Source organism: Salinisphaera sp. SPP-AMP-43 (genome assembly GCF_049568105.1).
Lineage (GTDB): Bacteria > Pseudomonadota > Gammaproteobacteria > Nevskiales > Salinisphaeraceae > Salinisphaera.
This window is the reverse complement of sequence record NZ_CP145335.1, coordinates 666,552-691,143: the sequence shown is the minus strand read 5'-3', so window position 1 is coordinate 691,143 and position 24,592 is coordinate 666,552. Positions and strand designations below refer to the sequence as shown.

The window sequence follows — 24,592 nt, the reverse complement described above, 5'->3', positions numbered from 1 at the left end:
CCAATTGTGAGGCACCATGACGAATTCGCAAGACTCTCGCCTAGTCGACATGCAGAACGCCGAAGTCGGTGAACTGCAGGATTATTACGATCGCTGGTCGGCAAAATACGATAGCGATCTAGAGGCGCTGGGCTATGAAGCCCCCAAAGTTGCCGCGCTCACGCTCGCGCAATGCGACCTCGATAGCGAATCGGCCGTCCTGGACGTTGGATGCGGAACCGGGCTTACTGGCCAGGCCCTGTTCGAAAAAGGCTTCAAGAATATTACGGGGCTGGATATTTCCAACGCATCACTCGAACTGGCGTCTGCAAAAAATTGTTATCGCCAACTGACACAAGGCGATATCAACGAAAAATTCGCTTTCCCCGACAATGCGTTCGCTGCAGCGCAGTGCATCGGCACCTTGAGTTACGTCCGAAACATTCCAGCGTTTATGCGCGAATTATGCCGCGTGGTCATGCCGCAAGGCTTTATTATGTTCACGCATCGCCAAGACCTCCACGACGACACCTTTAAAGGCTATCTCGCGTCGTTGGCGACCGAGGGCAAATGGGAGCTGGTCGACCACTCCGAGCCAAAGCCGTATCTACCGAACTTCGAAGATTTCGACAGCGAACAAGATATCCATTACGACGTGTATCGCGTGCTCGCTTAGCCTGAGGCTATAGAAATAGAGTGGGCAGACCACGGTTTTAGAACAGCCGGCAACAACCTAAACCGTGGTCTGCTCGTGCTTACCGCCACCATCGACGCCGACGCCAAGCGGCCGTTCAGGTGCAAAAGTCGCAATGGCGCTGCATTCAGGTCGATGACTCGCGCTGTTGGCCGCCCACGACCTATTGGCCCTCGGGGGTGCTACGCCACGACCTGGGCCGTAACATACCGGCCGAGCTCAGTTCATCGGCTTCGACGCCTTGGCCGGCTGGCAGGCCTTTCAACTCACCCGCTCGCCGAGAATATCCTGGCATGACCGATCGTGCCGTCGAACTGCTGTGGTGCGACCCCCGGCGGCAGGACAATATCTGCGCATTCCCGCCCGCTTGATCGAACGCGGCACGACCTCCAAGAGCGAGCCGCCGAAGCGATAGGCGGCGGCCGCCTCGCGCCGGCCGCTGTATCTGACGACCCATTACGCTGCCCTTGCGTGGCGGTCCTCGGCCAAGTATCGGGCAGCCTCAAGACTCAGCCAGCCTACGCGGCGTCTCCACTCGTCCGAACACATAGCTGGCCACCAGATAAACCACCAGCGCACTCACAATGGCGTTGAGCGGTGCGATACCGGGCACGAAATTCGCCGCAGCAAAGCCGACCGCCCAGGCCGCGATCGCGATCCAGTTGACGTTTCGAAGCGCCGCCTGCTCGAGCGCGCGGTAATCTCGACGTGCCACAACGAAGAAGTCCGCAATCAAAATCGCACCGATCGGCGGTAGCGCCGAGCTCAGAAACGAAAGCCAGCCCACGAAGTTGTTGTACAGCCACAACGAGGCCAGCGTACCGAGCACGCCATTGAAGATCACAATCCAATGCTTGGGCAAACGCGTGATATTGGAAAAACCGAGCGAGGCGGCATAGAGCGCATTGTCGTTGGTCGTCCAGATATTAAGCCCAAGCACCACAATCGCTGGCAGGATCAATCCCTGCGCGAACATCACTTGGGAAATATCGGCTTCGCCATAGACCAGCGCGCCTACCGCGCCGAACGTAAACATCAGTGAATTGCCGAGAAAAAAAGCAATGAGCGTCGCGCTCATGCCGATCGCCGGGGTACGGGCAAAACGCACGAAATCCGGCGTGAGCGTAGCGCCGCTAATAAAGGAACCGATACACGCCGTCAGGGCCACGGCCAACGTCATCGACTCATCCGGGGCGATTGCAGCCAAGGCATGCATGCCACCGGCTTCGGAGACCGCCATCGCCACCGACATATTGCCGAGAACGAAAATTGCCGGCACCGCGATAAAACTTAGAACCGCGAGCGCCCTGAACCCGACCCAGGCCGTGGCCGTCATGAGCACGCCGCCGATCAGGATCAATGCATAGAGATTGAAACCCGTGGCGGCCTTAATGGGCAACGCGAACATCACCACGCCGACACCGAACCAACCCACCTGGGTGCCGCCCAGCAAAAACGAGGGCAGCCAGGAACCTTTCACGCCGAAGGCATAGCGGCTGAGCAAGTGCGTCGACAGCCCGGTTTGACTGGCAATAAACGACAGCATCACGGCGTAGAGCCCCAGTACCAAATTACCGGCCATCACGACCCCGGCAAACTCGACCAGGGTCAGCCCCTTTCCGAGCGTGCCGCCGGCCCACATGCTGGCCGAAAAGAATGTAAAACCCAGCATTACCGCGAGCATCGTCCAGAAGCCGCGTCGGGCACTGGCCGGCACTTGCGAGAGTTCGTAGTCGTGAGCAACAGAATCAGTAGCGGCCATAAGATTTGTCGAAGCTTGGAAAGATAGAGCGGATAACGGCCCGAGCCAGCCAGAATGGCCCGATGCCTAGTCGAGGCCAGCGCTCGCTGTTTGCCGTGCTGCAAACACCGCAAAGTGTATGCCAGAGCTTTATCGTCAATGTCTCGGAAAACGGCCGCCTATGGGCAAACGCCAAGGAGTACGTTTTCTAGTACATCCTCGGGCATACCGAATTTGTCTTTTTCGTTTGACGAACCATCCAGGCAACGCCACCACCGAGCGTACCGCCACCGTTTCGCCAGCGGCCGAAGGCAGACGACGATTTAGCCATGGTGCATTTCGCTCGGCTTAAAGCGCCTCGAGCTACCCGCCGAACCGATTTAGCGGCCATCAGAGACGGCTGGCCGCCGAGCAGATATCAAAATCGGAGGCTTAATACAGCTGATCTTGTCTGCATAGCACTAACGCAAATGCCGGCATTAAACTACACACAGGTCATGAGCCCACGATTAGGCGGGAGATAAGCATACTGTCCCCGGATCCCATGTATTTTATTCGCCGCTGACCCGCTCGCGCCGGTCGTGTCGATTGATCGGGTTCGATCCATGTCAAACATTGCCGAGCCAAGCGAGCCGAGCGCTTCCGGATACGAGCTTCGGCGTCTGCTGCCATTGCTAGTGGTGTTCGCTGTGGTCGCGATCTTGGCCCTGGAAGCACGGCACATCAATCTGCGACATATCCAGCACCAGATTGCCGGCGTAGCGCCAACCCGCCTGCTGCTGCTCGGCCTGGGCGGCCTTATCGCCAGCGCGGCCATGGGTTGGTACGACGTACTCGCCGCGCGCGTGATCGGCTATCAACGCCGCACGCTGGCCGGCCTGCGCATGGGGCTCATGGTCAGTGGGATCAATAATGTCGCTAGCCTATCGGGGCTCACTGGCTCGGGGCTGCGGGTGCTGCTGCTCACGAGCGACGGCGTGGCTACAGCCGCGGCCGTTCGATACGCCGGCATGGTGGTCGCGGCCTCTACGCTCGGCCTATCGGGGCTGGCGCTCGCCACCCTGGCCACACGCCCGGCGATCCTGGCCGCTACGCCGCTGCCCGACTGGGTGGTGCTGATCGCCCTGGCCGTGGTTGCCTGTTATCTGCCGCTGTATCTGTTGCTGGCGACCACGCCGCTACTACGAATCGGCCGCCTGGCGGCCATCGAACGTTTGACGCCCTGGCAAGCGCTTGGCTTCGTCGGCGTCTCGATCGTCGAATGGCTGTTCGCCGCGGCACTGCTCTGGAGTTGCTTGGGCACGATCGGGCTCGACCTATCGCCTGCGAGCGTGGTCGCGATATTCGTGCTCGCCGCCACGCTGGGCACGCTGAGTTTCTTGCCCGGCGGGCTCGGCGTATTCGACGCTACCCTGGTCGGGCTGCTGGTCGCGCAGGGCGCATCGACCGAGATGGCCATCGCTGCGCTGGTGCTGTTCCGGGTGGCTTATTATCTGGTGCCGTTGATCGCGGCCCTGTTTCTGGGCGCCAATACGCTGGCCTCTTCCCGTCTGGCCACCACCCTCCGCGAGCATCCACTGGTCTCGATCCTGGCCTGGCCGGTCGGCCGCGCGGTCGATCTTGCTCTGCGGCTGCTGTCGGCGCTTACGGCCGGCGCCGGCATCGTGCTGCTGGCCGGCGCTGCGTTTCCGAATCTGTTATCGCATTCACAGGTGCTGTCACGCTGGGTGCCGCTGCCGGCGGTCGAAGCCACCCATCTGGCCAGTGTGGCCGTCGGGCTGGCGCTGATCATGACCGCCCGCGGGCTGTCGCTGCGCCTGCGGCATGCGTTATGGATGTCGATCGGCCTGTTGCTGGCCGGCGCCCTGTTCGGCCTGGCCCGCGGTCTGGATTGGGGCACGAGCCTTCTGCTCATGGTGGTCGCCGGGCTTTTGTATAGTAGCCGCTCGTCGTTCGATCGCCAGGGCAGCCTGGCCCGCGAGGTCGGCGCCTGGCCATGGACGACAGCGCTGGTCGCGGCGCTGATCGGCTATCTGCTACTGGGCCACGCGCTGTACGAAGGTCGCGCGATCGATCCGCTGGCCTTCGGCTTCGGCGCGCATGCGCCGCGTTTCGAGCGCGGCGCGATCGTCGCACTCGTCACCGTCATCGTGCTGCTGATCTGGACCTGGCCGCGCTGGCCTACGCCCCGCCTGTCGCTGCCGACGACGGCCGATCTCGACGCGCTGGCCGCATGGCTAGAGACCCACGGCTCGAATGCTTACTCGCACCTGATGCTGCTCGGCGACAAGACGATCCGCTATAGCCCCGATGGCCAGGCGATGATCGGTTATCGCGCCATTCGCAACCGACTGATCGCGCTTTCGGATCCGGCCGGCGCGCCGGCGGCACGACGGGCCGCGATCGGCGGGTTTCGCCGGTTTGCCGACGAAATGCAGTGCACGCCGGTGTTCTATCAAGTCGGCCCCGAAGATCTGTCGGCGTATCTCGACCACGGCTTCGCGCTGTTCAAGCTTGGCGAAATCGCACGGGTCGATCTCGTGGAATTCTCGATGAAAGGCAAGCGCAACCAAGACAAGCGCGGCGCCCTCAACCGGGCCCACCGGCTGGGCCTGACCTTCGAGATCGTCGACCCACCGTTCGACCCCGTATTCATGGATCAGCTGGCCGCCATCTCCGACGACTGGCTGGGCGACAAACCAGCCGAAAAGACGTTCTCGCTGGGCAATTTCGATCGTGACTATCTGGCCCGCGCGCCGATCGCCGTGGTGTGCGACACAAACGGCCGGCCGATCGCCTTCGCCAGCATCCTGCCAAGCTACGGGCACCGCGAGGAATATTCCATCGACCTCATGCGCCATCTCGGCGATGCCCCGGGCGGCACCATGGATTTCCTATTCGTACGGCTCATGCAGGAGGCCCAGGCCGCCGGCTATCGATGGTTCTCGCTCGGCATGGCGCCGCTGGCCGGCGTCGGCGAAACCCCCTGGGCACGCCCGGCGGAACAACTGGCGCGACTTGCCTACGAACACGGCAACCGTTTCTACAATTACAAGGGCCTACGCGCGTTCAAGGACAAATGGCATCCCGTCTGGCATTCCATGTATCTCGCCTACCCGCCGGATACGCATCTTTCCACGCTGCAGGTCGATATTGCCGCGCTCATCGCCGGCGGCTATCGGCGTATTCTCGGCGACGGGCACTAGAGCGTGTTGAGGTCTCATCCGAGCGCCGCGTTGCCGCCCCAAATCGTGGCTGGCACGGCGCGAGCCGCCGGTTCTGGACAGCCCCCAACCAAGGCGCGTCACACGGCTCGACGCGATTGGGGGCGCCTGCCTTCGAAACCACGGCTGTTGGGCCGCAATCCAGCGTTACCACTCACGAAGGTCGCACCACTACGCCGTACTCGCGGCGCCTCGGCTTACGCCCTGGGCACGGACTCGCATGAAACCTCAATACGCCCGAGCCCGCGTCGCGACACGAATCTCGATGTCGCATTATCGTCATCGCAGCTCACCACATGAACTGGCGATTTATTCATGAACGCATAGCGTGGTTGTTCGGCATCGCCGCCATCCTCATCGGCACGCCGGGCTGTATTTTCCACCCTAACAGCACCCCCCTCGCACCGGCGGTCGCGGATCTGCCGCTGGTGATCTACCCGCCGCAGGCGGATGCCGGCAACAACGCTACCCTGGTCATCATGCTCTCCGGCGACGGCGGCTGGGCCGGGCTCGACAAAGCCGTGGGCCAGTCGTTGGCCGAGGCGGGCTATGCAGTGGTCGGCTGGGATTCGCTGCGCTACTACTGGCACCGACACGAGCCGGCCGACGCTGCTGCCGACCTCGATCGGGTCGTCCAGACCTATCGACGCCGCTGGCATCCGAAGGACATCGTGCTGATCGGCTATTCCCGCGGCGCGGACGTTATGCCTTTTATCTATAACCGCTTGCCGGCCGAAACCCAGGCCCAGGTCGCCCATATCGTGCTGCTCGGCCTGGCCCGCCACATCACCTTCGGCTACCCCCTGCTATCGTGGATCGGCCTCGGCCCGCAAGGCCAAGCTGTGTTGCCCGAGGCCAAACGCCTGCCGGCCGATCGCACCACCTGTATCTACGGCGTCGACGATCCAGAGGCCGTCTGCGACGAACTCGAAGCCATGGGCTTCGATGTACTCGCCCTGCCCGGTGGGCATCATTTCAACCGCTGCTATAAGTGGCTTGCCGAGCTGTTGCAGAAACGGATCGCAGCTCGGGAATGACCGAACTCGGCCTTATGGCTCGATGCTGCCGTTCGCGGGCAACGGGCTGGCTCGAGCTGCCTCCATGATCAACGCATCGCGGCTTTTCCAGCCCGGGCCCGCCAGGTCCACGAACCAATCAACCACAAACGCGTCAACCATTTGGATGCCCTGCGTAGCGCCTGCCCGCACAGGGCAGCCAGCGAGTCCGCAAAACGGCGGCCAGGCTGACGCCCTATTCGAAACCACATCGACGTATCACATAAAGAGCCAAATTCACGCCGGTCGGCAGTGCACCCAGGCGACGGACTCTGTCGATCATCGCTACACGACCGGGCATTCAATATCGGCCTGATCACGATCCAGACGAATTGGACCATCGCGATATCGCCGACGTTCGAGCACGCAGTCGGCGATTGCTGGCATCGGGCGGCGGCGGCCTACGAGAGCGGCGAGATTTCGCAGTCCGAGAGATTCTCGCGCGTCATCGGGCAGCAGTTTTTCTGCAATAGTCCCGAAGCGATAAACCGTGGGCGGGCCGCCCGTATTCGTCTTATTGCCGGGCCGCCCACATCGCCAGCCGATGTTGAATCGCTTTCTGCGATACCTGCTCTGCCGGCAAAGGCTGGATAACGCCGTCGTGCACGAGCAAGCGGTAGATATATTCCAACTTATCGGTCGCAGAATCAGTCGGCTCGAATTCAACCACGCCGCGCTTCTCGCCATATGCGACGCCTAGTGCAAGCGCCTTCTTAACGAGTTCTTTTTCGTTCTTGAGTTTTTTCATAGGGCGCTCTTTGCGTTGGTCCATCCAAGATACGCCACATAACCGCGGGGGGCACGAACGCCAGTCGTAATACGACAAGAGCAGAAGACCAACTTCGAAAACTGTGGTCTGTCCCCTATTGGTCTCTGATCGAGATACGGTTTTCTTCTAGCCCGATGCGGTGCAGCCGATTGGCGTTTGTCTCGGTGGCCCAAAGCACGCAGCAATTCGTCGATAGCGCGATGCCGTTGGGGCCGGCAAGGTTTTCGAGAATCGGCGTAATCGTCTGGTAATCGGGCGAAACGTGATAGAGGCCACCGGCCGGCTCGGTAGACTTGCCGACGAAATGCGTGAAATAGAAGCTGCCGTCCGGTGCGAAGACCATGTCGTCGACGACATAGCCTTCCAGGATCGTCTCGCGGCCCGTGCCATCGGGCTGGATCGCGAAGATATGGCCCGTCTCGAAGTTACCGAGACAGCAGACAAACAGCCGGCCATCGCGATGAATCTTAACCGCGGCCGGAAATTCATCCTTGGCCTGATAGATTTCCGTGAGTGCCTGCGTCTGCATGTCGAGGTGAAAAATCGTGCCCCCGAATACATCACAGAAAAAAAGATTGCCCTTACGATCGAAGCATAGGCCTTCGAGCTGGAGGCTTGTTTCCGATACCTGAAACCATAGCTCGGCCACGGTGGTATCGAGCGATTGCTCGATCGGCGGGATCGGCACCGGGTTGTTCTGAGGCTCGGCTTGGGCCATGGGTCTTCTCCTCTTCAAATCGCGTTGTTGTGTCGGCTTGAATCTTGGGTTCCGCGAAGGCCGAGTCGCCTGAGCGAATAAAGCCGCGTGGCATCGTCACCCCGGGAAGCTGGGGCCGGCAAGACAGCCAGTAAAAGGAAAAGGCGCAACACGACGCGAGCAGGCCAACTTGGGCACGAAGCCGTGGCGAACTGTCCGCTGCTCGACAACCCATTCGGTACAGCCGGGATGTATTTAGCTTTTTTCCCGAGTGTATGCTGGGCCCATTCAACCTGATAGGGACAGTATCGGGTTGTTTTCCTGACACCGTATCCATTCATAGATAGGTACAGTTGCTTGCCGCGAACGCATCTGAAACTGACGCGAGTGATGGAGGAAATCCGCCAGCGCATCGCGACCGGGCAACTGAAACCGGGCGACAAGCTCGCCTCGATTCGTGCCGAGGCCGCCGCATTGGGGGGTGCGAAAAACACCGTCGTCGAAGCGTATTTTCGGCTCGCTGCCCAAAGAAAGCCGTGGTCTGTCCCCTATTATTTATTAGCCCCGAAAACCCTTCTAGGGAATACGTAGCCGAGCTCTCGCCGCAACGCGAGATCAATGGCTCAAGGCTCGCGAATACCCGTGTTTTTCTCGTTTTCGGTTTCGACCACGGGGCTTTCATAGTCCGTATCGAAAGACGTGAGCGGCTCACCCTTGGCATCTTGAAGCTGGTGATCATAGGCCGCCTGGAGGCCGGTTTCGGTGTCCGCCGCTTCCTCGGGCTCATGGTCGATATAGCGCGGATAAAATGGCGACAAAATGGCCACTAGAATGCCGGCCGCCGCGAATATGGCAAAGGTGTGAGCGTAACCGAGTTTATTCACCAGCATGCCGACGACGGGAGAGCCCGCCGCCTGCCCTAGCGAAACAGCCATGAATGGCAATACCGGCCCCATCGACAACCGACCGGGCAACAGGCGGATACCGGTCATCAGATAGAGCCCGGTCAGGCTCATATAAGCCAGGCCGAAGACCAGCGCAGAAAATACCGTGATCTCCATCTGACCGGGGCCGGCGGCGAGCAATGCCAGGCTCGCCGCCAGCATCATCAGCATCAGGGCCTACGTGATCGGCGGGTTGTTGCGATCGGCCAAGTCCGCCACGACGGCACCACCGAGGCCCGCGATGCCTACCGCGAGCCATAACCAACCCGCGGTACCGGGCGGCAGGCCGCCAAGCGTAACCACCAGATCCGGCGCAAAGATCCAGTACGCAGACGACACCATACCCATCGCAAATGCGAACACAGCGAGCCGCGCAAGACGCCGCCACTGCAGCGCACTGATCGGCGGCGGCGGCACTGCGTTGGCAGGCATGACCCGCGACACCGAAGGGATAAACAACCACGCCGCAATCACCCCAATGCCTGCGACGACGGCAAAGGAGATGTACGCCAAACGCCATGCATTGGCCAGGAACAAAACGGTCGGCACGGCCACGATCACGCCAATGCTGGTGCCGGCATTCATGACCGAGCTGACACGCCCGTGCAGCGACCGATCGACCAGCGCCTGCATAGCAGCCGTGAGCGCCGGCATCATCAGGCCGGTACAGATGCCACAGGCGAACACGCCAATGCCCAGCGGCCAAGCCGTAGCCGCCTGGCTAATCAGCCCCAGGCCGCCCAAACCAAAAATGCCCGACAACACCGCCGTGTTGCGGGCGCCCAACCGATCGGCAACCACCGGCGCGACCAGGCTGGCCAGCACAAAACTCACGAGCGGCAGCGCGCCGATGATACCAATGAGCGAAGGCGTCAGCGCCAGATCCGCTCGGATCGGCGGCACGAACAGCCCAAAAGCAAAGCGCGCCAGCCCATAACTGATCGCGATCAGCGAGGCCCCCAGCAGAGCAAACCCGGTGCCCGAACGAGACTGCATATCGACTCCGTCGCATAAGATTGAAGAAGCCGGGCCCCGTTCCGACACCCATCGAAACCTCTACCCTGCGACTACCACTCTAGGCTGTTGGCCTTACAGTACCCGATCGCCGCGGCCTGACTGCACATACGATGCCGAGGCCACTGTGGGAATAATGGGGACAGATTACGGTTTCCGGCGCTGTGCTGTAGACCTGCCACCTATTTCCTATTTCCCGACCGAGCTATAGAAAACCGTGGTCTGAGCTGGTCCGGCCATCACGGACAGGTGAATTAAGCATCTGATTCGGATGCTTGCTCGACTTCCAGCGGCGTTCGATAGCCCAGCGTTTGGTGGAGGCGCTGGCGGTTATAGAACACCTCGATGTATTCGAAGATCGCGGCCCGAGCGGCCCGTCTTGATTCGAACGGTTTGCGATCCATCAGTTCGAACTTCAGCGTCGCAAAGAAACTCTCGGCAACGGCGTTATCCCAGCAATCACCTCGCCGGGACATGCTCAAGATCATGCCGTGATCGTGTAGACGCTTCTGATAGGACGCCGCGATATAAGTTTGTCCTTGGTCGGTGTGATGGATTAAACCGGGCCGAGGTTGTCGTTGCTCGATCGCCATATCCAGGGCATTCGCCACCAGCGCGCTGTTGTTGCGAGAACTCATCGCCCAGCCAATAACGGAACGGGCATACAGGTCGACCTGTATAGCCAGATAGAGCCAGCCTTCTCGTGTCGGAATGAACGTGACATCACCGACCCAGACGCGATCCGGTGCGCTTGTCTGAAAACATCGCGCCAGACGATTCGGGGCCCGGTCGACGGTATGACGAGCTCGGGTCGCGGTGACGAAGCGGCGGCGCCGCTTCGCCCAGATGCCGTGCTCGCGCCGTAGGCGCGCCACTCGATGCTTACCGCAAGTGATGCCCGCTCGCTCAAGAGCGGCCCAGCTCTTGCGATAACCATAGGCGTGTCGCGAAGCCTGCTGTATCTCGCCGATGCGGGTGACTAGCGTCTTATCATTTTGCGATCGCCGTGATGGCTTTCGACGCTGCCAGTCGTAGAAGCCGGACCGGCTGACGCCCAGTACACGACAGAGCATCGCAACGTGATGGGCGCTTTGTGCCGAACGAATAAAGGCGTACTTCACGGCAGCTCGCGCGCGAAGTACGCCGCCGCTTTTTTTAAGATCGCATTCTCCTCTTTGAGTTGTGCGACCTCGCGGCGCAACGCCTCGACCTCCGACGTTTCGTCAGACGCCGCGGGCCGGCCCGGCCCCTGAAACGCCTGTTCCTCGCCTTTGTCCTGGAGCTCGGCCTGCCACTTGTAGAGCTGATTCCGACGAACACCGAGCTCGCGAGCCACCTCGGTGGCTTGGCGACCCGAGTGCTCGAATAACTCAAGCGCCTGAAGTTTGAATTGCTTGGAAAACTGCTTGCGTTTGGCCATCTGGACATCTCCTTCGGGATCGATTGTCCCTTCTTGGTGATGTCCGTGAAAACCGGACCAGTCCAGTCTGTCCCCTATTGTCCTATAAGCCTACCTAGTTTCCAAAAAAAATGCGAAATCGGCAGATAAAAAACCTAGCCTTAGGAAGAAGTGACATATAGGGGCAGGTTTTGCGTTTTGCTTTTCGAGAAGCCATCGGCTTCACTCTGAAAGCGGCATCCACTACTCTGAAGGCAAAAGGCAAGACCTGACCCTAAAGCTTGGACCATGGACCACGGTTTCCGGCGTTACGCTGTAGGCCTGCCACCTATCCCTCGCAGCCTATAGAAAACTGTGGTCTGTCCCCTATTATTTCCGATCACGCCGATGCTGGTGCCAGCATTCATGACCGAGCTGACACGCCCGTGCAGCGACCGATCGACCAGCGCCTGCATAGCAGCCGTGAGCGCCGGCATCATCAGGCCGGTACAGATGCCACAGGCGAACACGCCAATGCCCAGCGGCCAAGCCGTAGCCGCCTGGCTAATCAGCCCCAGGCCGCCCAAGCCAAAAATGCCCGACAACACCGCCGTGTTGCGGGCACCCAACCGATCGGCAACCACCGGCGCGACCAGGCTGGCCAGCACAAAACTCACGAGCGGCAGCGCGCCGATGATGCCAATGAGCGAAGGCGTCAGCGCCAGATCCGCTCGGATCGGCGGCACGAACAGCCCAAAAGCAAAGCGCGCCAGCCCATAACTGATCGCGATCAGCGAGGCCCCCAGCAGAGCAAACCCGGTGCCCGAACGAGACTGCATATCGACTCCGTCGCATAAGATTGAAGAAGCCGGGCCCCGTTCCGACACCCATCGAAACCTCTACCCTGCGACTACCACTCTAGGCTGTTGGCCTTACAGTACCCGATCACCGCCGGCCTGACTGCACATACGATGCCGAGGCCAATGGGGATAATGCGACAGACCATGGTTTTCGGCGCTGCACTGTAAGCCTGCCACCTATTTCCCGAGCGACATATAGAAAACCGTGGTCTGCCCCCTATTGTCCTGACCGAGCTATAGAAAACCGTGGTCTGTCCCCTATTGGTCTCTGCTCGCAGGTAATGCGATCAGGAGCATTTTCGAGACCGCCTTGCACTGCAAGGCGACACGCGACCTTTGCTGCTGATTGAATATACTGTCACCGGATTCCAAGTTGTGATTGTTGCGGGTCGACCACGCGTTATTAGTTAATTCAATATAACTCCGACTATACCGGCCAATGCCGCAAAGCCAGCAATTCGTACGCTCGCGTCGAAAAGTAAAAATTTCTTATCTACTATCGACGAATTGATCGATACTTGGTTTATCAACTCTAACTCGATCGTAGAGAATTCATCCTCGAGCGCGAAAAACTCGTGTAGCTGATCACGATATTTTTCCGTCGAAATCTGCGCTACGTAACCAAAATAAAGCAAGTCTTGAGTTCGGCTAGCCTTCAATTCACTAGCAATCTTTCTACTCATAAACCCACGTGTAGGATCTAATTGGGGAGCGAACGAAATAAGTACAATAAGAGATGAAAGAACAAACCCAAATAAAGCAGCGAATATTAAGAACGCAGAAAACCCACAGAACTCTTGAGTCGATTCTACTCTAAGAAGCAGGACCGTTAATGTACCTACGAACGTTAAAAGAACGGCATTCTTTCTTTCTGCATACTCCAGCCACTTGATGACTCGATCGAGCATATTCTCCAGAAATTGTCGCCGCTCGTCTCGTTTCATGGCACTACTTCAATCATCCCAGTCCAAAAACGACAGAAGCCCCGTGCCGTCACGTGAAAGGGCCTCTTTGAGCTCCTCGTTTTCGCTCTTTAGGAGCTCGTCGCAATATTCTTTACCATGAGTGTCACACCAGTTGCTTCGCAAAGTGTAGACGCGCTTGAAGTCGAAAAAGTCGTCCGTAACGTCCTTCGGCTCCCAGAGATTGGTGGCGGCCCCGTTACTAGAATCACAGCCACAACTCTTCAGCGCTTTTCGATGGGTAAGCCTGTCGAAAAACCGAGAAGAAATTTTTAATTCGTTATCGTCGCCTAGAGCAGCTAATTTTGAGCTCATATTGACGCATTTACCTGCCCAAACTTCATTCCGCTTTCCCGAATCGTCAGCGCCACGGCGCGGCTCCAGCCCAATTCTTTTAAAAACAATCGGGCCACAATCAATTCCTATATGTACCCCGACATCTACGTCACGGCGCTTTGTAACTTGCGGCGAAAAGTAGTCGTTAGCGAACGTCTTACATGTGACCGCTGCGCATAGGGCTGCGTGGGGAGTATTCTTGTCGAACAAGGCAAAAATACCGTCACCCTTGATATCGAGATACGCAGCGCCCAAATGATTACAAATTCGTACCACCGTATCAGTAAAATATTGGTAAATTTCCGCGGTACTTTTCGGATGCTTTTTTGAGCTTAGCTTTGTCGATCCTTTCATATCGACGAAAACAGATATAACGTCGTCTAGGCGGAGCCATTTATTTTTTCGCTGCGGAATATCTCCGGGATCAGGGATTTTAGAGCACGACTCTATTTCTGCATGTTCGCCGTAATTGCTCGCAGCCTTATCGACTATTTCCCGAATCGGCTCTAATAACTTATCTTGGCCTGCCATAGTGATACCCGTGGCAACGTTTTTATTATCTCAAAGGTTAGATCGACGCTCCCGCCATTTTAATCCCAGCTAAGCGCCCCACCCGTCTGATACTCAATCACCCGAGTCTCAAAGAAGTTCTTCTCCTTATTCAGATCCATCATCTCGCTCATCCACGGGAACGGGTTCTCCGCACCGGGATACAGCTCAGCCAGGCCGATCTGCGAGCACCGCCGATTGGCGATGAACTTCATATATTCATCGAACATCGAAGCGTTCAGCCCCAGCACACCACGCGGCATGGTGTCGTGGGCGGATTCGATCTCGAGGTGCATGGCCTCGTCGATCATGGTCCGCGCTTCTTCCTGGAATTCCTGGGTCCAGAGGTGCGGGTTTTCGATCTTGATCTGGTTGATGACGTCGATGCCGAAGTTCAGGTGCATGGACTCGTCGCGCATGATGTATTGCACCTGCTCGGCGGTGCCGGTCATCTTGTTGCGACGGCCGAAGCTCAGGAACTGCACGAAGCCGGCATAGAACCAGATGCCTTCGAACACGCAGTAAAAAGCGATCAGGTCGCGCAGGAATTTCTGGTCGTTTTCCGGGGTGCCAGTCTTGAAGTTCGGATCGGACAGGGATTGCGTGTACTGCAGGGCCCAGGCGGCCTTGTTATGCACGCTGGGCAGCTCGCGGTACATGTTGAAGATCTCGCCCTCGTCGAGGTTGAGGCTCTCCACGATGTACTGGAAGCAGTGGCCATGTACGGCTTCTTCGAACGCCTGGCGCAGCAGGTACTGGCGGCATTCCGGGTTGGTCAGATGCCGGAAGATACCGAGCACGATATTGTTGGCCACCAGCGACTCTGAGGACGAGAAGAAGCCAAAGCCGCGCTTCAAGATCTGGCGTTCGTCGTCGGTCAGGCCGTTCGGGTCGTTCCACAGGGCGATGTCGGCCGCCATGTTCACTTCCTGCGGCATCCAGTGGTTGGCGCAGGCGTTGAGGTATTTGTCCCAGGCCCAGGTGTACTTGAAGGGTACGAGCTGATTGACGTCGGACCGGCAGTTGATGATCTGCTTTTCGTCCACCGAGACGCGGTCGCCGCCGAGTTCGACTTGTTCCAGACCCGTCACGCCGTCGACGCCGTCCTGCTGCGGGGCCTCGGCCTGGCTGTTAAGGGCGAACGGATCGGGGCTGGCGCCGTCCGGGTTCGGGTTGGAGGTAGTGCCGGCGGCATGCGGGTTGCGCTCGGGGGTGCCCTGTCGCGGGGTGTCTTCAAAGTCGAGCATGGCGATGTCCTTACTGTTCGCTTACGCGAATGTTTCGTTGATGGCTACTTCCGGTTGCGCCGGCGGTGCTGGAGGGCGCGGCGCGAAGCGATCGTGCGGCGGATTTTGTCGGCCCGACGCGGCCGGGCCGCCCCCGTTATGGGAGCGGCCGGCTCGCGGACGTCGCCGACCGTGATCACGTCATCCATGGGGCTCATGGTCGGCGCCCTCGCCTATTGGCAGGCTTCGCAGTCCGGATCGTCGATGGCACAGGCCATCGGCGCGGTGGGCGCGGCCGCCGGGGCCGGGCTGGTACTGGCCGCCTGCGGACGCTCGGCCGAGGCCGCGCTCGCGGCGTTGCCGTTGGCGCTGCTGCCGTTCGAGGCCGAAGTTCCGCCGTTGCCACTACCGGCCACATGGCCGCCACCGGAGCCCTTGCCGCCGTTGCCGACGGCGTTCAGGCGATGGTCCGAGATGGTCGATTTCTCGGTATGGGTCGCGCCCATGGTGCGCAGATAGTAGGTGGTCTTTAAGCCCTTCTTCCAGGCCAGCTTGTAGAGCTCGTCGAGCTTACGGCCCGAAGGCTCGGCCATGTAGAGGTTCAGGCTCTGGGCCTGATCCAGCCACTTCTGGCGGCGCGAACCAGACTCGACCAACCAGCGCGGGTCGATCTCGAAGGCGCATTTATAGAGCACCTTGAGGTCGTCCGGAATCCGGTCGATGGCCTGGACGGAGCCGTCGTAGTATTTCAGGTCGTTGGCCATGACCGCGTCCCACAGGTCGAGCGCCTTGAGGTCTTCGACCAGGTAGGGGTTGGCGACGGTGAACTCGCCCGACAGGTTCGATTTGACGTACAGGTTCTGGTACGTCGGCTCGATCGACTGCGACACACCGGTGATGTTGGCGATGGTCGCGGTCGGCGCGATCGCCATGCAGTTGGAGTTGCGCATGCCGACCTCGCCGATACGGCTGCGCAGGGCTTCCCAATCCAGCGTGGCCGACTCGTCCTGGTCCAGATATTCCTCGCCGCGGTTTTCGCGCAGCAGCTTGATGGAATCGATCGGCAGGATGCCCTGATCCCACAGGCTGCCCTTGAAGGTGCTGTAGGCACCGCGTTCTTCGGCCAGATTGGTCGAGGCCTGGATCGCATAGTAGCTGAGCTGCTCCATGGAGCGATCGGCGAATTCGACCGCGCCGTCCGACTCGTAGGGCAGTTTCAGCTTGTACAGCGCATCCTGGAAGCCCATCAGACCCATGCCGACCGGGCGATGCCGCAGGTTGGAATCGCGGGCGGTCTTGACGCTGTAGTAGTTGTACTCGATGACGTTGTCGAGCATGCGCATCGCGGTATTGATGGTGCGCTCGAGCTTGGCCGTATCGAGTTCGCCGTTGACGATATGCTGCGGCAGGTTCACCGAACCCAGGTTGCAGACCGCGATCTCCTTGCCCGGCGAGGTATTGAGCGTGATCTCCGTGCACAGATTGGAGCTGTGCACCACGCCCTTGTGCTGCTGGGGGCTACGCAGGTTGCACGGGTCCTTGAAGGTGAACCACGGGTGGCCGGTTTCGAACAGCATCGACAGCATCTTGCGCCACAGGGTGACGGCCGAGATGGTCTTGTAGTTGCTGATCTCGCCGCGGGCCGCCTTGGCTTCATAGCCTTCATAGGCTTGCTGGAAGGCCCGGCCGGTCAGATCGTGTAGCTCGGGCACGTCGTCCGGCGAGAACAGAGTCCAGTTCTCGTCGTTGAGCACGCGCTTGACGAACAGATCCGGGATCCAGTTCGCGGTGTTCATGTCGTGGGTACGACGCCGGTCATCGCCGGTGTTCTTGCGCAGGTCGAGGAATTCCTCGATGTCCTTGTGCCAGGTTTCCAGATAGGCACAGACCGCGCCCTTGCGCTTGCCGCCCTGGTTGACCGCCACGGCGGTATCGTTGACGACCTTCAAAAACGGCACCACGCCCTGGCTCTTGCCGTTGGTGCCCTTGATATGGGCGCCCATGGCACGGACGTTGGTCCAATCGTTGCCCAGGCCACCGGCGAATTTGGACAGCAGCGCGTTGTCCTGGACGGCTTCGTAGATGCCGTGCAGATCGTCGTCGACCGAAGTCAGATAGCAGGACGACAGCTGCGGACGCAGGGTGCCGGAGTTGAACAGGGTCGGCGTGCTGCTCATGAAGTCGAAGGACGACAGCAGCTTGTAGAACTCGATCGCTTTTTCTTCGCGCTCGATCTCGTTGATCGCCAGGCCCATCGCCACACGCATGAAAAACGCCTGCGGCAGCTCGAAGCGCTTGGATTCGTGGTGGATGAAGTAGCGGTCGTAGAGGGTCTGCAGGCCGAGATAGCTAAAGCCCAGATCGCGATCGGCGATCAGTGCATTGCCGAGCGCATCCAGATCGTATTCGGCCAGCCGCGGGTCGAGCAGCTCGTGGTGCACGCCGCGGTGGATGAAGTCCTTGAAGTACTCGGTATAGCCTTCGCGCATCTCGGCGTGGGTGGCATAGACCACCTCGCCGTGAGCCAGGAAGGTCAGCGCTTCGTGGCGCAGCTTGTCCATCAGCAGGCGCGCCGCGACGAAGCCGTAGTTGGGCTCGGCTTCCAGGCGCTGGCGGGCGGACAGGATCAGCGCAGTCGATAGCTCGTCTTCGGTGATGCCGTCGTAGGCGTTTTTCAGCGTGTCGTCGAGCACGGTCTGTGCGACCACGCCGTCGACGCCCTCGCAGGCCTCGCCGATGACGCGCTGCAGACGGTCGCGATCCAACTCGGCGGTGGTGCCGTTGTTGAAGCTGACCTGGATATCGCCGGCGACGTTCTGGGTCTCGCCCGGGCCGGTCTCGGCCAGCTTGGCCGCGCGCTCGCGGGCACGCTCTTCGCGATACAGCACATAGGAACGGGCGACCTTGTGCTCGCCAAAGCGCATCAGCGCCAGTTCGACGTAGTCCTGAATATCTTCGATATGGACCGCGCCGCCGCCGGGCAGGCTGCGGGTCACGCCCTGGACCACCTGCTCGGTAATGTCCTTGACGGTCTGACGGATCCGGCTGGAAGCCGCGCCCTGCTGGCCTTCCACGTCGATGAACGCCTTGGTCACGGCGAGCTCGATTTTGGAAGCGTCGAACGGCGTAACCTTGCCGTTGCGACGGATCACTTTATAGGCGCCCGGCTTGGTCGCCTCGATGGCTGCGCCGTAGCCCTGGTCTTCGGCCGGGTTCTGGCGCGCCTCGCTGCGCTCGGACACTTCTGCCTGTTCCATCTTCTCTCCGCGCTGGATTGGGCGGCGTTGGACGGCCAACGCGCCGTGAAAATTGTTGCCCTGAACGACGTAGGGAGCGGGCTGGGCCGCGTCGCTGGACGAATAAGATACCCCACTAGATACTGTGGTCAAGCACCTCTTTTAGGGCCCCAAATCACAACATATTGTGCGCACGAGTGGATAAAAGGTGGGCAACTCTGTGGATAAAACCCGGCATGAGGGGCTTAATGGGCTGGCATACAAGGCTTTAGCGCACTGGTTAATGATTCACCGACTGCCGCTGCCGGCTGCGCTGTCTTGTGCTTCGATAGCGCACCGCCGTGACCGCGCCTACGGCCGCCGCACTGACGTACAACTTCAGATTTTCTTGTTCGACAAGGATTTTCGGGCTCTGGCATGACGCCCGGCGGCGATCGATTGAATTTTTCTTTCGCCGATCTGGCAGCGATAGCACTGCACCGTGAATCCACATCTAGCCCGAATAGCCGCAAGCGGCCACAATAGCGCCATGGACATCATCGTTATCCGCCATGGTATCGCGCTGGACGGCGATACTGCCGAAGGCATGGGCCTATCCGATGCCGAGCGCCCGTTGACCGCCCTGGGCGAGCGCCGGACCCGGGCTGCCGCAGCTGGCCTGCGCCAGGCCCTGACCGACCTGCCGGTCGACGATATTCTCACCAGCCCGCTGCTGCGGGCGCGCCAGACGGCCGCGATTCTGGCCGACTATCTGGATGATCCGCCGGTCGATCAAGCCGATGTGCTGGCCCCGGCGATGGATATGGAAGCCGTCGATAGCTGGCTGCATGCCCACTTCGGCGAGCGCCGCGTGATGCTGGTCGGCCATGAGCCGGATCTGGCGACCTGGGTGTCCTGGAGCCTGACCCGCCGGCGCGACCGGCTGATGGCGTTCAAAAAAGCCGGCGCTGCCCTGCTCGAGTTCCCCGGTGCCCCGGACGGCGGCACTGGCACCCTGCGCTGGCTGCTGACCGCCAAGCAGTTGCGCGCACTGGGGTAACGCTATTCCACGGCTTCCGGTATGGCCTCCCAGGCCGAACCCAAGCCAAGACACGCTATCGGCCAGCGCCGTGGCCGCTCTATAGCCCCTGTCGCAAGACGCTGCCCGTCGTATCGGCCAAGACGCGCCGTTGCGCGGGGCCAGCCAGGTACAAGACGTGCAACCTCGTACGACGCGATAGACCGGCCCTCCTCGACAAGCTCGTAGCCTGATGCAGCCCTCCCGCATGATCGTTCGCTAGCGCGGCAAAGCCACAACAGCGCTCGCGATGCCTTGGCGAATCGCTTCATGGTCATGGAGGCACAGGTATGTCTCGTGGCGATAAGCCCTAAGGCGGGCCGTCATGGGATACACCGCGGCACCCGCGCCCTGAGATAGCAAGCCAAGGCATGTGAGCCTGGCGTGGCCTTAGCCACGTCAGCGGACGATAACGCCGGATAACCGCCTCAGGGGCGCGGGTGCTGCTCGCCCACCGCGCCAGACGGCGTTGCAGGCCTTGACCGTGGGGCCCGCCACGGTCAAGGCCTGCGCCTTGCCCGACCCAATGGGCGGGCGTTATGCGGTGGCATCTCTTATGACGACACGCTCTAAATATGCATCTCCCATATTCATGGATAAGCCGAACCGGCTGACCGATGGCTTGTGGTGGCGGCTGGCATGGGATCGATACCGATTGTCGTCGTGGAACCCGTACCACCAATCGACCACAGGCTCATCGGCGTTTTGATCGACATCGGCATCCCCCATTCGTGTAGCGCCGTCTGGATCCCACGCCCGGCCTTGCCATGGGTATGCGGCCGCGATACTCGCATCGTTGCATCACAGCGCTTGGCAGGCCCTGCCACGACATAGCAACAGGCCCAGCACTAGCGCTCGGCCGGGCCAGGATGATCTCGACCAAACACCGGGCGGATCACTCGCCCGAAGCAGCCGCTCGCCATAGGCCGAGGCTTTTCGGCTGCACACTATCGCGCAACCACGATAGCCGTGCCCACACGCAGTCGCGGGGCGCGTCGATCGATGCCCTAAGAGGCGTCGTATACGCCATCGCTGCGCTCCAGCGCATACGGTGTGTCGCGGTGGCGTGCCCAACCGCGTCAAGGCCTGCAGCGGCCACTGAGGCGCCGCGCGCACGGCGGCGTTGCAGGCGGTCAGCGCACAGGTTGTCCAGGTCAGCGTTTGCCCGCCGCTCGGGCTGTCGGTTGACAATCCGTTCCTGCCCCGCCGCCGCGGCGTGCGCTCTGGGCCGCGGCAACCACAGCGCGCCATGCTGGGCCGATGATGTTATCGCCGAAGGGCATCGACAGCGCCTAGACCGTCACCCCGAATAACCCGCCGGCGGCCGTAGTCAGAGCCATGGCCAGCGCGCCCCAAAACACAACACGGGCAACCGAGGTCACCACTGAGGCGCCGCCGGCCCGGGCCGCCAGCGTCCCCAGCACCGTCAGCCCCAGCAGCACACTGAGCGCCACCGCTGCGATCGTTGCCGAACGCGGCACGATCAGGGCGATCCCGACCGGCAGAGCCGCACCGGCAGCAAAGGCCGCCGCCGAGGCCAGCGCTGCCTGTAGTGGGCGCGCCATTGTGTTGTCAGACAGCCCGATTTCGTCGCGGGCATGGGCTTCCAGGGCATCGTGGCGCATCAACTGCTCGGCCACTCGATCGGCCAGCTCGGCATCCAGGCCACGCTCGATATAGATCTGCGTCAGTTCGGCGTGCTCGGCTGACGGGTGGCTGGCCAGTTCGCGGCTTTCCAAAGCCAGGTCGGCGCGCTCGGTATCGGCCTGGGAACTGACCGAGACATATTCGCCGGCCGCCATCGACAATGCCCCGGCCACCAGACCGGCCACACCGGCCAGCAGCACGGTCTGGGCATCGGCCTGGCCAGCGGCTACGCCCAGCACCAGGCTGGCTACCGAGACGATCCCGTCGTTGGCGCCAAGCACGGCGGCCCGCAGCCAGTTCAAGCGATGGATGTTGTGATGTTCCCGATGTTGCGATGCGACCATGGCTGCCTCGATGCCCTCACCAGTTCAAACCATTGTGCCGATATCCCGCGCTGCCCGGCCGTTGCCAAGCCGCCGGCGCGCCCGCGACCGGCGGTGCTAGACTGGTATCGTCGGCAGCGCCTGTTTTTCGCTGGCCCGGACCGGACCGTAGTTATCCATGCCTGAGTACCACTGGCTGATCATCGGCGGCGGCCCCCACGGCCGCTTCATCGCGGCCTCGATTCTCGCCCGCGCGCCGGGAACATCGCTGGCGATCGTCGACCCCGAGCCGCCGATGGCAGCCTGGCAAGCCCGGGCAGCGGCCTGTGGCATGCAGTATCTACGCTCATCGAACGCCCATCATCTGGGGGCACGCGCCGATAGCCTGCGCCGTTTTGCCGCGGCCCACGGCTACGACGACGTGCATGCGCTGGGTTATTACCGGCGCCCGTCGCTGGCGCTGTTCAACGCCCATGCCGAGGCCGAACTTGGCCAGCCGCACCAGCTGCATGCCGGCGCCGTCGAGATCGTGGCCAACGATGCCGGCCACGGCTGGCGGGTACGGCTGGACGATGGCCGAATTTGCGATGCTGCCCGCGTGGTGGTGGCCACCGGCCCGGGGCAGCCGTTTCGCCCGGCCGGGCTGACGGCCGCCGCGCATGTCTTCGATGCCGATTTCGAACTCGGCGCGCCGGGCACGGCCACGGCGATTGTCGGCGGCGGCATTACCGGCGCCCAGCTCGCGCTGCGGGCGGCCCACGAGGGCCACCGGGTGTACTGGGTGAGCCGCGACCAGCCGCGAGCCACCGACTTCGATTCCGATCCCTGCTATGCCGGGCCGCGCTGTCTGGCACCGTTCGTGCGCGAGCCGCTGGCCGAGCGCAGCCGGCTGCTGGTCGAAGCTCGCCAGCCCGGCACCCTACCGCCGGATATCTATAGCGCGATCACGGCCGCCCTGGCCGGCGGCGAGCTCGCCTGGCGACGCGGCGATGCCGTACAGCGCACCGACGCCGGCCTACGCCTGGCCGATGGCCGCGAGCTGGCCGTCGACCAGGTGATCCTGGCGACCGGCTTTGCCCACCGGCCAGCCGCCGACAGCCTGCTCGGCCGTGTGATTGCCGAGCTCGGGCTGGCGACCGACGGTGCCGGCCATATCGATGTCAATGACATCCTGGAGGCTGCTCCGGGGCTGCATATCGCCGGCCGCTCGGCCAGCTTCCAGCTCGGGCCGATGGCCGGCAATATCAAGGGCGCACGATTGGCCGGACGTTGTCTGGCCGCGCTCGCCGCCGACGAACGCACAGCAGCTTAAATCTTCGGCGGCAGGGCGCTGGCAAAGGCCAGCGCCGGCTCGATCCAGGCGCCCAGCGCATCTTCGGAGGCCATGCCCGCAGGCTCGACGACCACGAAGCCGGCCATCGGCCGGCCGGCGAAATCCATGCTGTGGACGTGCTCGCGGCTCAGCGCACTGGCCTGCTCGGCCGGGGCCACACGGGTGATCAGTTCGTCGTCGTAGACACAGCAGATCAGATGCCGCCGGATGAGAAACGCCAGCCCGCCGAACATGCGCCGGGTTTCGATCTCCGGCGATGTTTCGAAACAGGCTTTGACGCGTTCGGCCAACCCGGCATCGTAAGACATGACAATTCTCGACAGCCGGGCAACGGTGCCCGATTGTTAGTCTAGTCCATCAGCGCCGGTGCCTGCTTAATATAGTCGCGCCGGTTCTTGGTAGCCTCGCCGGTCAACACGAAGCCCTGCAGTTTGCCCTCGTTGTCGACGAAACTGCCTTCCAACGCTGTGCCCTGGCCGTCGATCTGCCAGTCGCCGCCCTGATCGACCGGCGGATAGACGATCACCGGGCAGACATGGGTTTTGACCATAATCGGCAACGTCGGATAGCTCACCTGGCTCGGCGCATCGTCCGGGCCGGCGGCCAAGGTCTTGCCCAACGTACGCGCGCACTGCATAAGCGGGCCGACGTACGGCCGCCAGATGCCGTCGACTTCGGCACAGTCGCCCAGCGCATAGATATTCGGATCCGAAGTGCACAGGCTGCGGTCGACGCTAATGCCCCGATCCACAGCCAGACCGGCCGACTCAGCCAGATCGGTGCCGGCTTTCAGGCCCACCGCCGATAAAATGATATCGGCATTGATATGGCTGCCGTCGTCCAGTTCGACTCGATAACGGCCGTTGTGGCTTTCGTTGATGCCCGCCGCGGCATGGCCCAGATGCCAGTCGACGCCGGCATGGGCCAGCGCGGTCTTGACCGCCTGGCCGGCCGACTCGGGCACCAGCTGGGCCAGCGGCCAGCCGGCCGGATCGGCCACCGAGACTTTATAGCCCGACTGCACCAGATCGTTGGCGAACTCGCAGCCGATCAGGCCGGCGCCCAGGATCACCACATGGTCGTTGCTGTCCAGATTACCGCGGAAGACGCGGTAATCCATGAGATTGTTGACCTTGTGCACCGCCTCGGCGGCATCCCCGGCCAGGTTCAGGGTGATCGGGTCCGCGCCCCAGGCCAGCACCAGCTTGGAATAGCGCAGCGTATCGCTGGCCAGCCGCACTTCGCAGGCCTCAGGGTCGATGGCCTCGACCTGCTCCCAGGTGCGCACGGTCGCATCCAGCATCTCGGCCATTTCATCGGCAGTTTTCTGAACCAGATCCTCTGGATCGTTGCCTTTGGCATGGGCTTCGGAGATATCCGGTTTGTAATAGCTCGCGCCATCGTCCCGGGTGATCAACACGACCGGCGTCTCGCCGTCGTGCTTGCGGAATTCGCGGGCGGTGCTATAGCCCGCCAGCCCAGTGCCGATGATAATGATCGGATCCATACGATCGTGCCTCGATTCGAATCGAAAACGGGCCGCTGGCGCGGCCCGTACCTCGGGCGAT

The 24,592-nt window shown here is 61.3% G+C and carries 18 protein-coding genes and 2 pseudogenes; 6 read left to right on the top strand and 14 right to left on the bottom strand.

Annotation, left to right across the window (positions count from 1 at the left end):
- Positions 1 to 16: 16 nt before the first annotated feature.
- Positions 17 to 655 (top strand): class I SAM-dependent DNA methyltransferase, encoded by a 639-nt coding sequence (locus V5738_RS02935; RefSeq protein ID WP_423822911.1) that lies wholly within the window; start codon positions 17 to 19, stop codon positions 653 to 655.
- Between the two features lie 520 nt (positions 656 to 1,175).
- On the opposite strand, the gene codB is transcribed toward V5738_RS02935, so the two are convergent.
- Complete coding sequence (gene codB, locus V5738_RS02930; RefSeq protein ID WP_423822910.1) at positions 1,176 to 2,435, bottom strand: cytosine permease; 1,260 nt, start codon at positions 2,433 to 2,435, stop codon at positions 1,176 to 1,178.
- 584 nt (positions 2,436 to 3,019) lie between these two features.
- Here codB and mprF point away from each other — a divergent pair.
- Together mprF and V5738_RS02920 are read left to right on the top strand one after the other, a co-directional pair.
- Positions 3,020 to 5,620, top strand: a complete 2,601-nt coding sequence (gene mprF, locus V5738_RS02925) for a bifunctional lysylphosphatidylglycerol flippase/synthetase MprF (protein WP_423822909.1) — start codon at positions 3,020 to 3,022, stop codon at positions 5,618 to 5,620.
- A 314-nt stretch (positions 5,621 to 5,934) separates the two neighbouring features.
- A complete protein-coding gene (locus V5738_RS02920; protein ID WP_423822908.1) occupies positions 5,935 to 6,675 on the top strand; it encodes an AcvB/VirJ family lysyl-phosphatidylglycerol hydrolase in 741 nt (246 codons plus the stop codon).
- 532 nt (positions 6,676 to 7,207) lie between these two features.
- On the opposite strand, the gene V5738_RS02915 is transcribed toward V5738_RS02920, so the two are convergent.
- Together V5738_RS02915 and V5738_RS02910 are read right to left on the bottom strand one after the other, a co-directional pair.
- Positions 7,208 to 7,441: a DUF5062 family protein gene (locus V5738_RS02915; protein WP_423822907.1), complete on the bottom strand. Its 234-nt coding sequence runs from the start codon at positions 7,439 to 7,441 to the stop codon at positions 7,208 to 7,210.
- 115 nt (positions 7,442 to 7,556) lie between these two features.
- The gene (locus V5738_RS02910) at positions 7,557 to 8,180 is read right to left on the bottom strand and encodes an SMP-30/gluconolactonase/LRE family protein (protein ID WP_423822906.1); all 624 of its coding nucleotides are present in this window, start codon (positions 8,178 to 8,180) and stop codon (positions 7,557 to 7,559) included.
- Positions 8,181 to 8,549: 369 nt separating this feature from the next.
- Between V5738_RS02910 and V5738_RS02905 the strand changes: the two genes are divergently transcribed.
- On the top strand, positions 8,550 to 8,750 hold the full coding sequence (locus tag V5738_RS02905; RefSeq protein ID WP_423822905.1) for a GntR family transcriptional regulator: 201 nt from the start codon (positions 8,550 to 8,552) through the stop codon (positions 8,748 to 8,750).
- 32 nt (positions 8,751 to 8,782) lie between these two features.
- On the opposite strand, the pseudogene V5738_RS02900 reads toward V5738_RS02905, so the two are convergent.
- The 8 genes and pseudogenes from V5738_RS02900 to V5738_RS02865 all read right to left on the bottom strand — a co-directional run bounded on the left by V5738_RS02900 (position 8,783) and on the right by V5738_RS02865 (position 18,685).
- Positions 8,783 to 10,099, bottom strand: a pseudogene (locus V5738_RS02900) (MFS transporter).
- Positions 10,100 to 10,371: 272 nt separating this feature from the next.
- A complete protein-coding gene (locus tag V5738_RS02895) occupies positions 10,372 to 11,238 on the bottom strand; it encodes an IS3 family transposase (protein ID WP_423822904.1) in 867 nt (288 codons plus the stop codon).
- A complete protein-coding gene (locus V5738_RS02890; protein ID WP_423822903.1) occupies positions 11,235 to 11,537 on the bottom strand; it encodes a transposase in 303 nt (100 codons plus the stop codon). Before V5738_RS02890 ends, V5738_RS02895 begins: the two co-directional genes overlap by 4 nt.
- Before the next feature lie 356 nt (positions 11,538 to 11,893).
- Positions 11,894 to 12,334, bottom strand: a pseudogene (locus tag V5738_RS02885) (MFS transporter); the annotation flags it as partial.
- 428 nt (positions 12,335 to 12,762) lie between these two features.
- On the bottom strand, positions 12,763 to 13,299 hold the full coding sequence (locus V5738_RS02880; RefSeq protein ID WP_423822902.1) for a Pycsar system effector family protein: 537 nt from the start codon (positions 13,297 to 13,299) through the stop codon (positions 12,763 to 12,765).
- Between the two features lie 9 nt (positions 13,300 to 13,308).
- A complete protein-coding gene (locus V5738_RS02875; RefSeq protein WP_423822901.1) occupies positions 13,309 to 14,184 on the bottom strand; it encodes an adenylate/guanylate cyclase domain-containing protein in 876 nt (291 codons plus the stop codon).
- Between the two features lie 59 nt (positions 14,185 to 14,243).
- Positions 14,244 to 15,449 (bottom strand): ribonucleotide-diphosphate reductase subunit beta, encoded by a 1,206-nt coding sequence (locus V5738_RS02870; RefSeq protein WP_423822900.1) that lies wholly within the window; start codon positions 15,447 to 15,449, stop codon positions 14,244 to 14,246.
- 212 nt (positions 15,450 to 15,661) lie between these two features.
- Positions 15,662 to 18,685 (bottom strand): ribonucleoside-diphosphate reductase subunit alpha, encoded by a 3,024-nt coding sequence (locus tag V5738_RS02865; protein ID WP_423822899.1) that lies wholly within the window; start codon positions 18,683 to 18,685, stop codon positions 15,662 to 15,664.
- A gap of 508 nt (positions 18,686 to 19,193) precedes the next feature.
- On the opposite strand from V5738_RS02865, the gene sixA reads away from it, so the two are divergent.
- Positions 19,194 to 19,703 (top strand): phosphohistidine phosphatase SixA, encoded by a 510-nt coding sequence (sixA, locus tag V5738_RS02860; protein WP_423822898.1) that lies wholly within the window; start codon positions 19,194 to 19,196, stop codon positions 19,701 to 19,703.
- A gap of 1,310 nt (positions 19,704 to 21,013) precedes the next feature.
- On the opposite strand, the gene V5738_RS02855 is transcribed toward sixA, so the two are convergent.
- Entirely contained in the window at positions 21,014 to 21,712 is a 699-nt protein-coding gene (locus V5738_RS02855; protein WP_423822897.1) for a VIT1/CCC1 transporter family protein, read from the bottom strand.
- Positions 21,713 to 21,869: 157 nt separating this feature from the next.
- Between V5738_RS02855 and V5738_RS02850 the strand changes: the two genes are divergently transcribed.
- Complete coding sequence (locus tag V5738_RS02850) at positions 21,870 to 23,003, top strand: FAD/NAD(P)-binding protein (protein ID WP_423822896.1); 1,134 nt, start codon at positions 21,870 to 21,872, stop codon at positions 23,001 to 23,003.
- Here V5738_RS02850 and V5738_RS02845 read toward each other — a convergent pair.
- Both V5738_RS02845 and V5738_RS02840 read right to left on the bottom strand, forming a co-directional pair.
- Positions 23,000 to 23,332, bottom strand: coding sequence for a TfoX/Sxy family protein (locus tag V5738_RS02845; RefSeq protein WP_423822895.1), 333 nt, complete (start codon positions 23,330 to 23,332; stop codon positions 23,000 to 23,002). The genes V5738_RS02850 and V5738_RS02845 overlap by 4 nt on opposite strands.
- 41 nt (positions 23,333 to 23,373) lie before the next feature.
- Positions 23,374 to 24,531 (bottom strand): NAD(P)/FAD-dependent oxidoreductase, encoded by a 1,158-nt coding sequence (locus V5738_RS02840; protein WP_423822894.1) that lies wholly within the window; start codon positions 24,529 to 24,531, stop codon positions 23,374 to 23,376.
- Between the last annotated feature and the right edge of the window lie 61 nt (positions 24,532 to 24,592).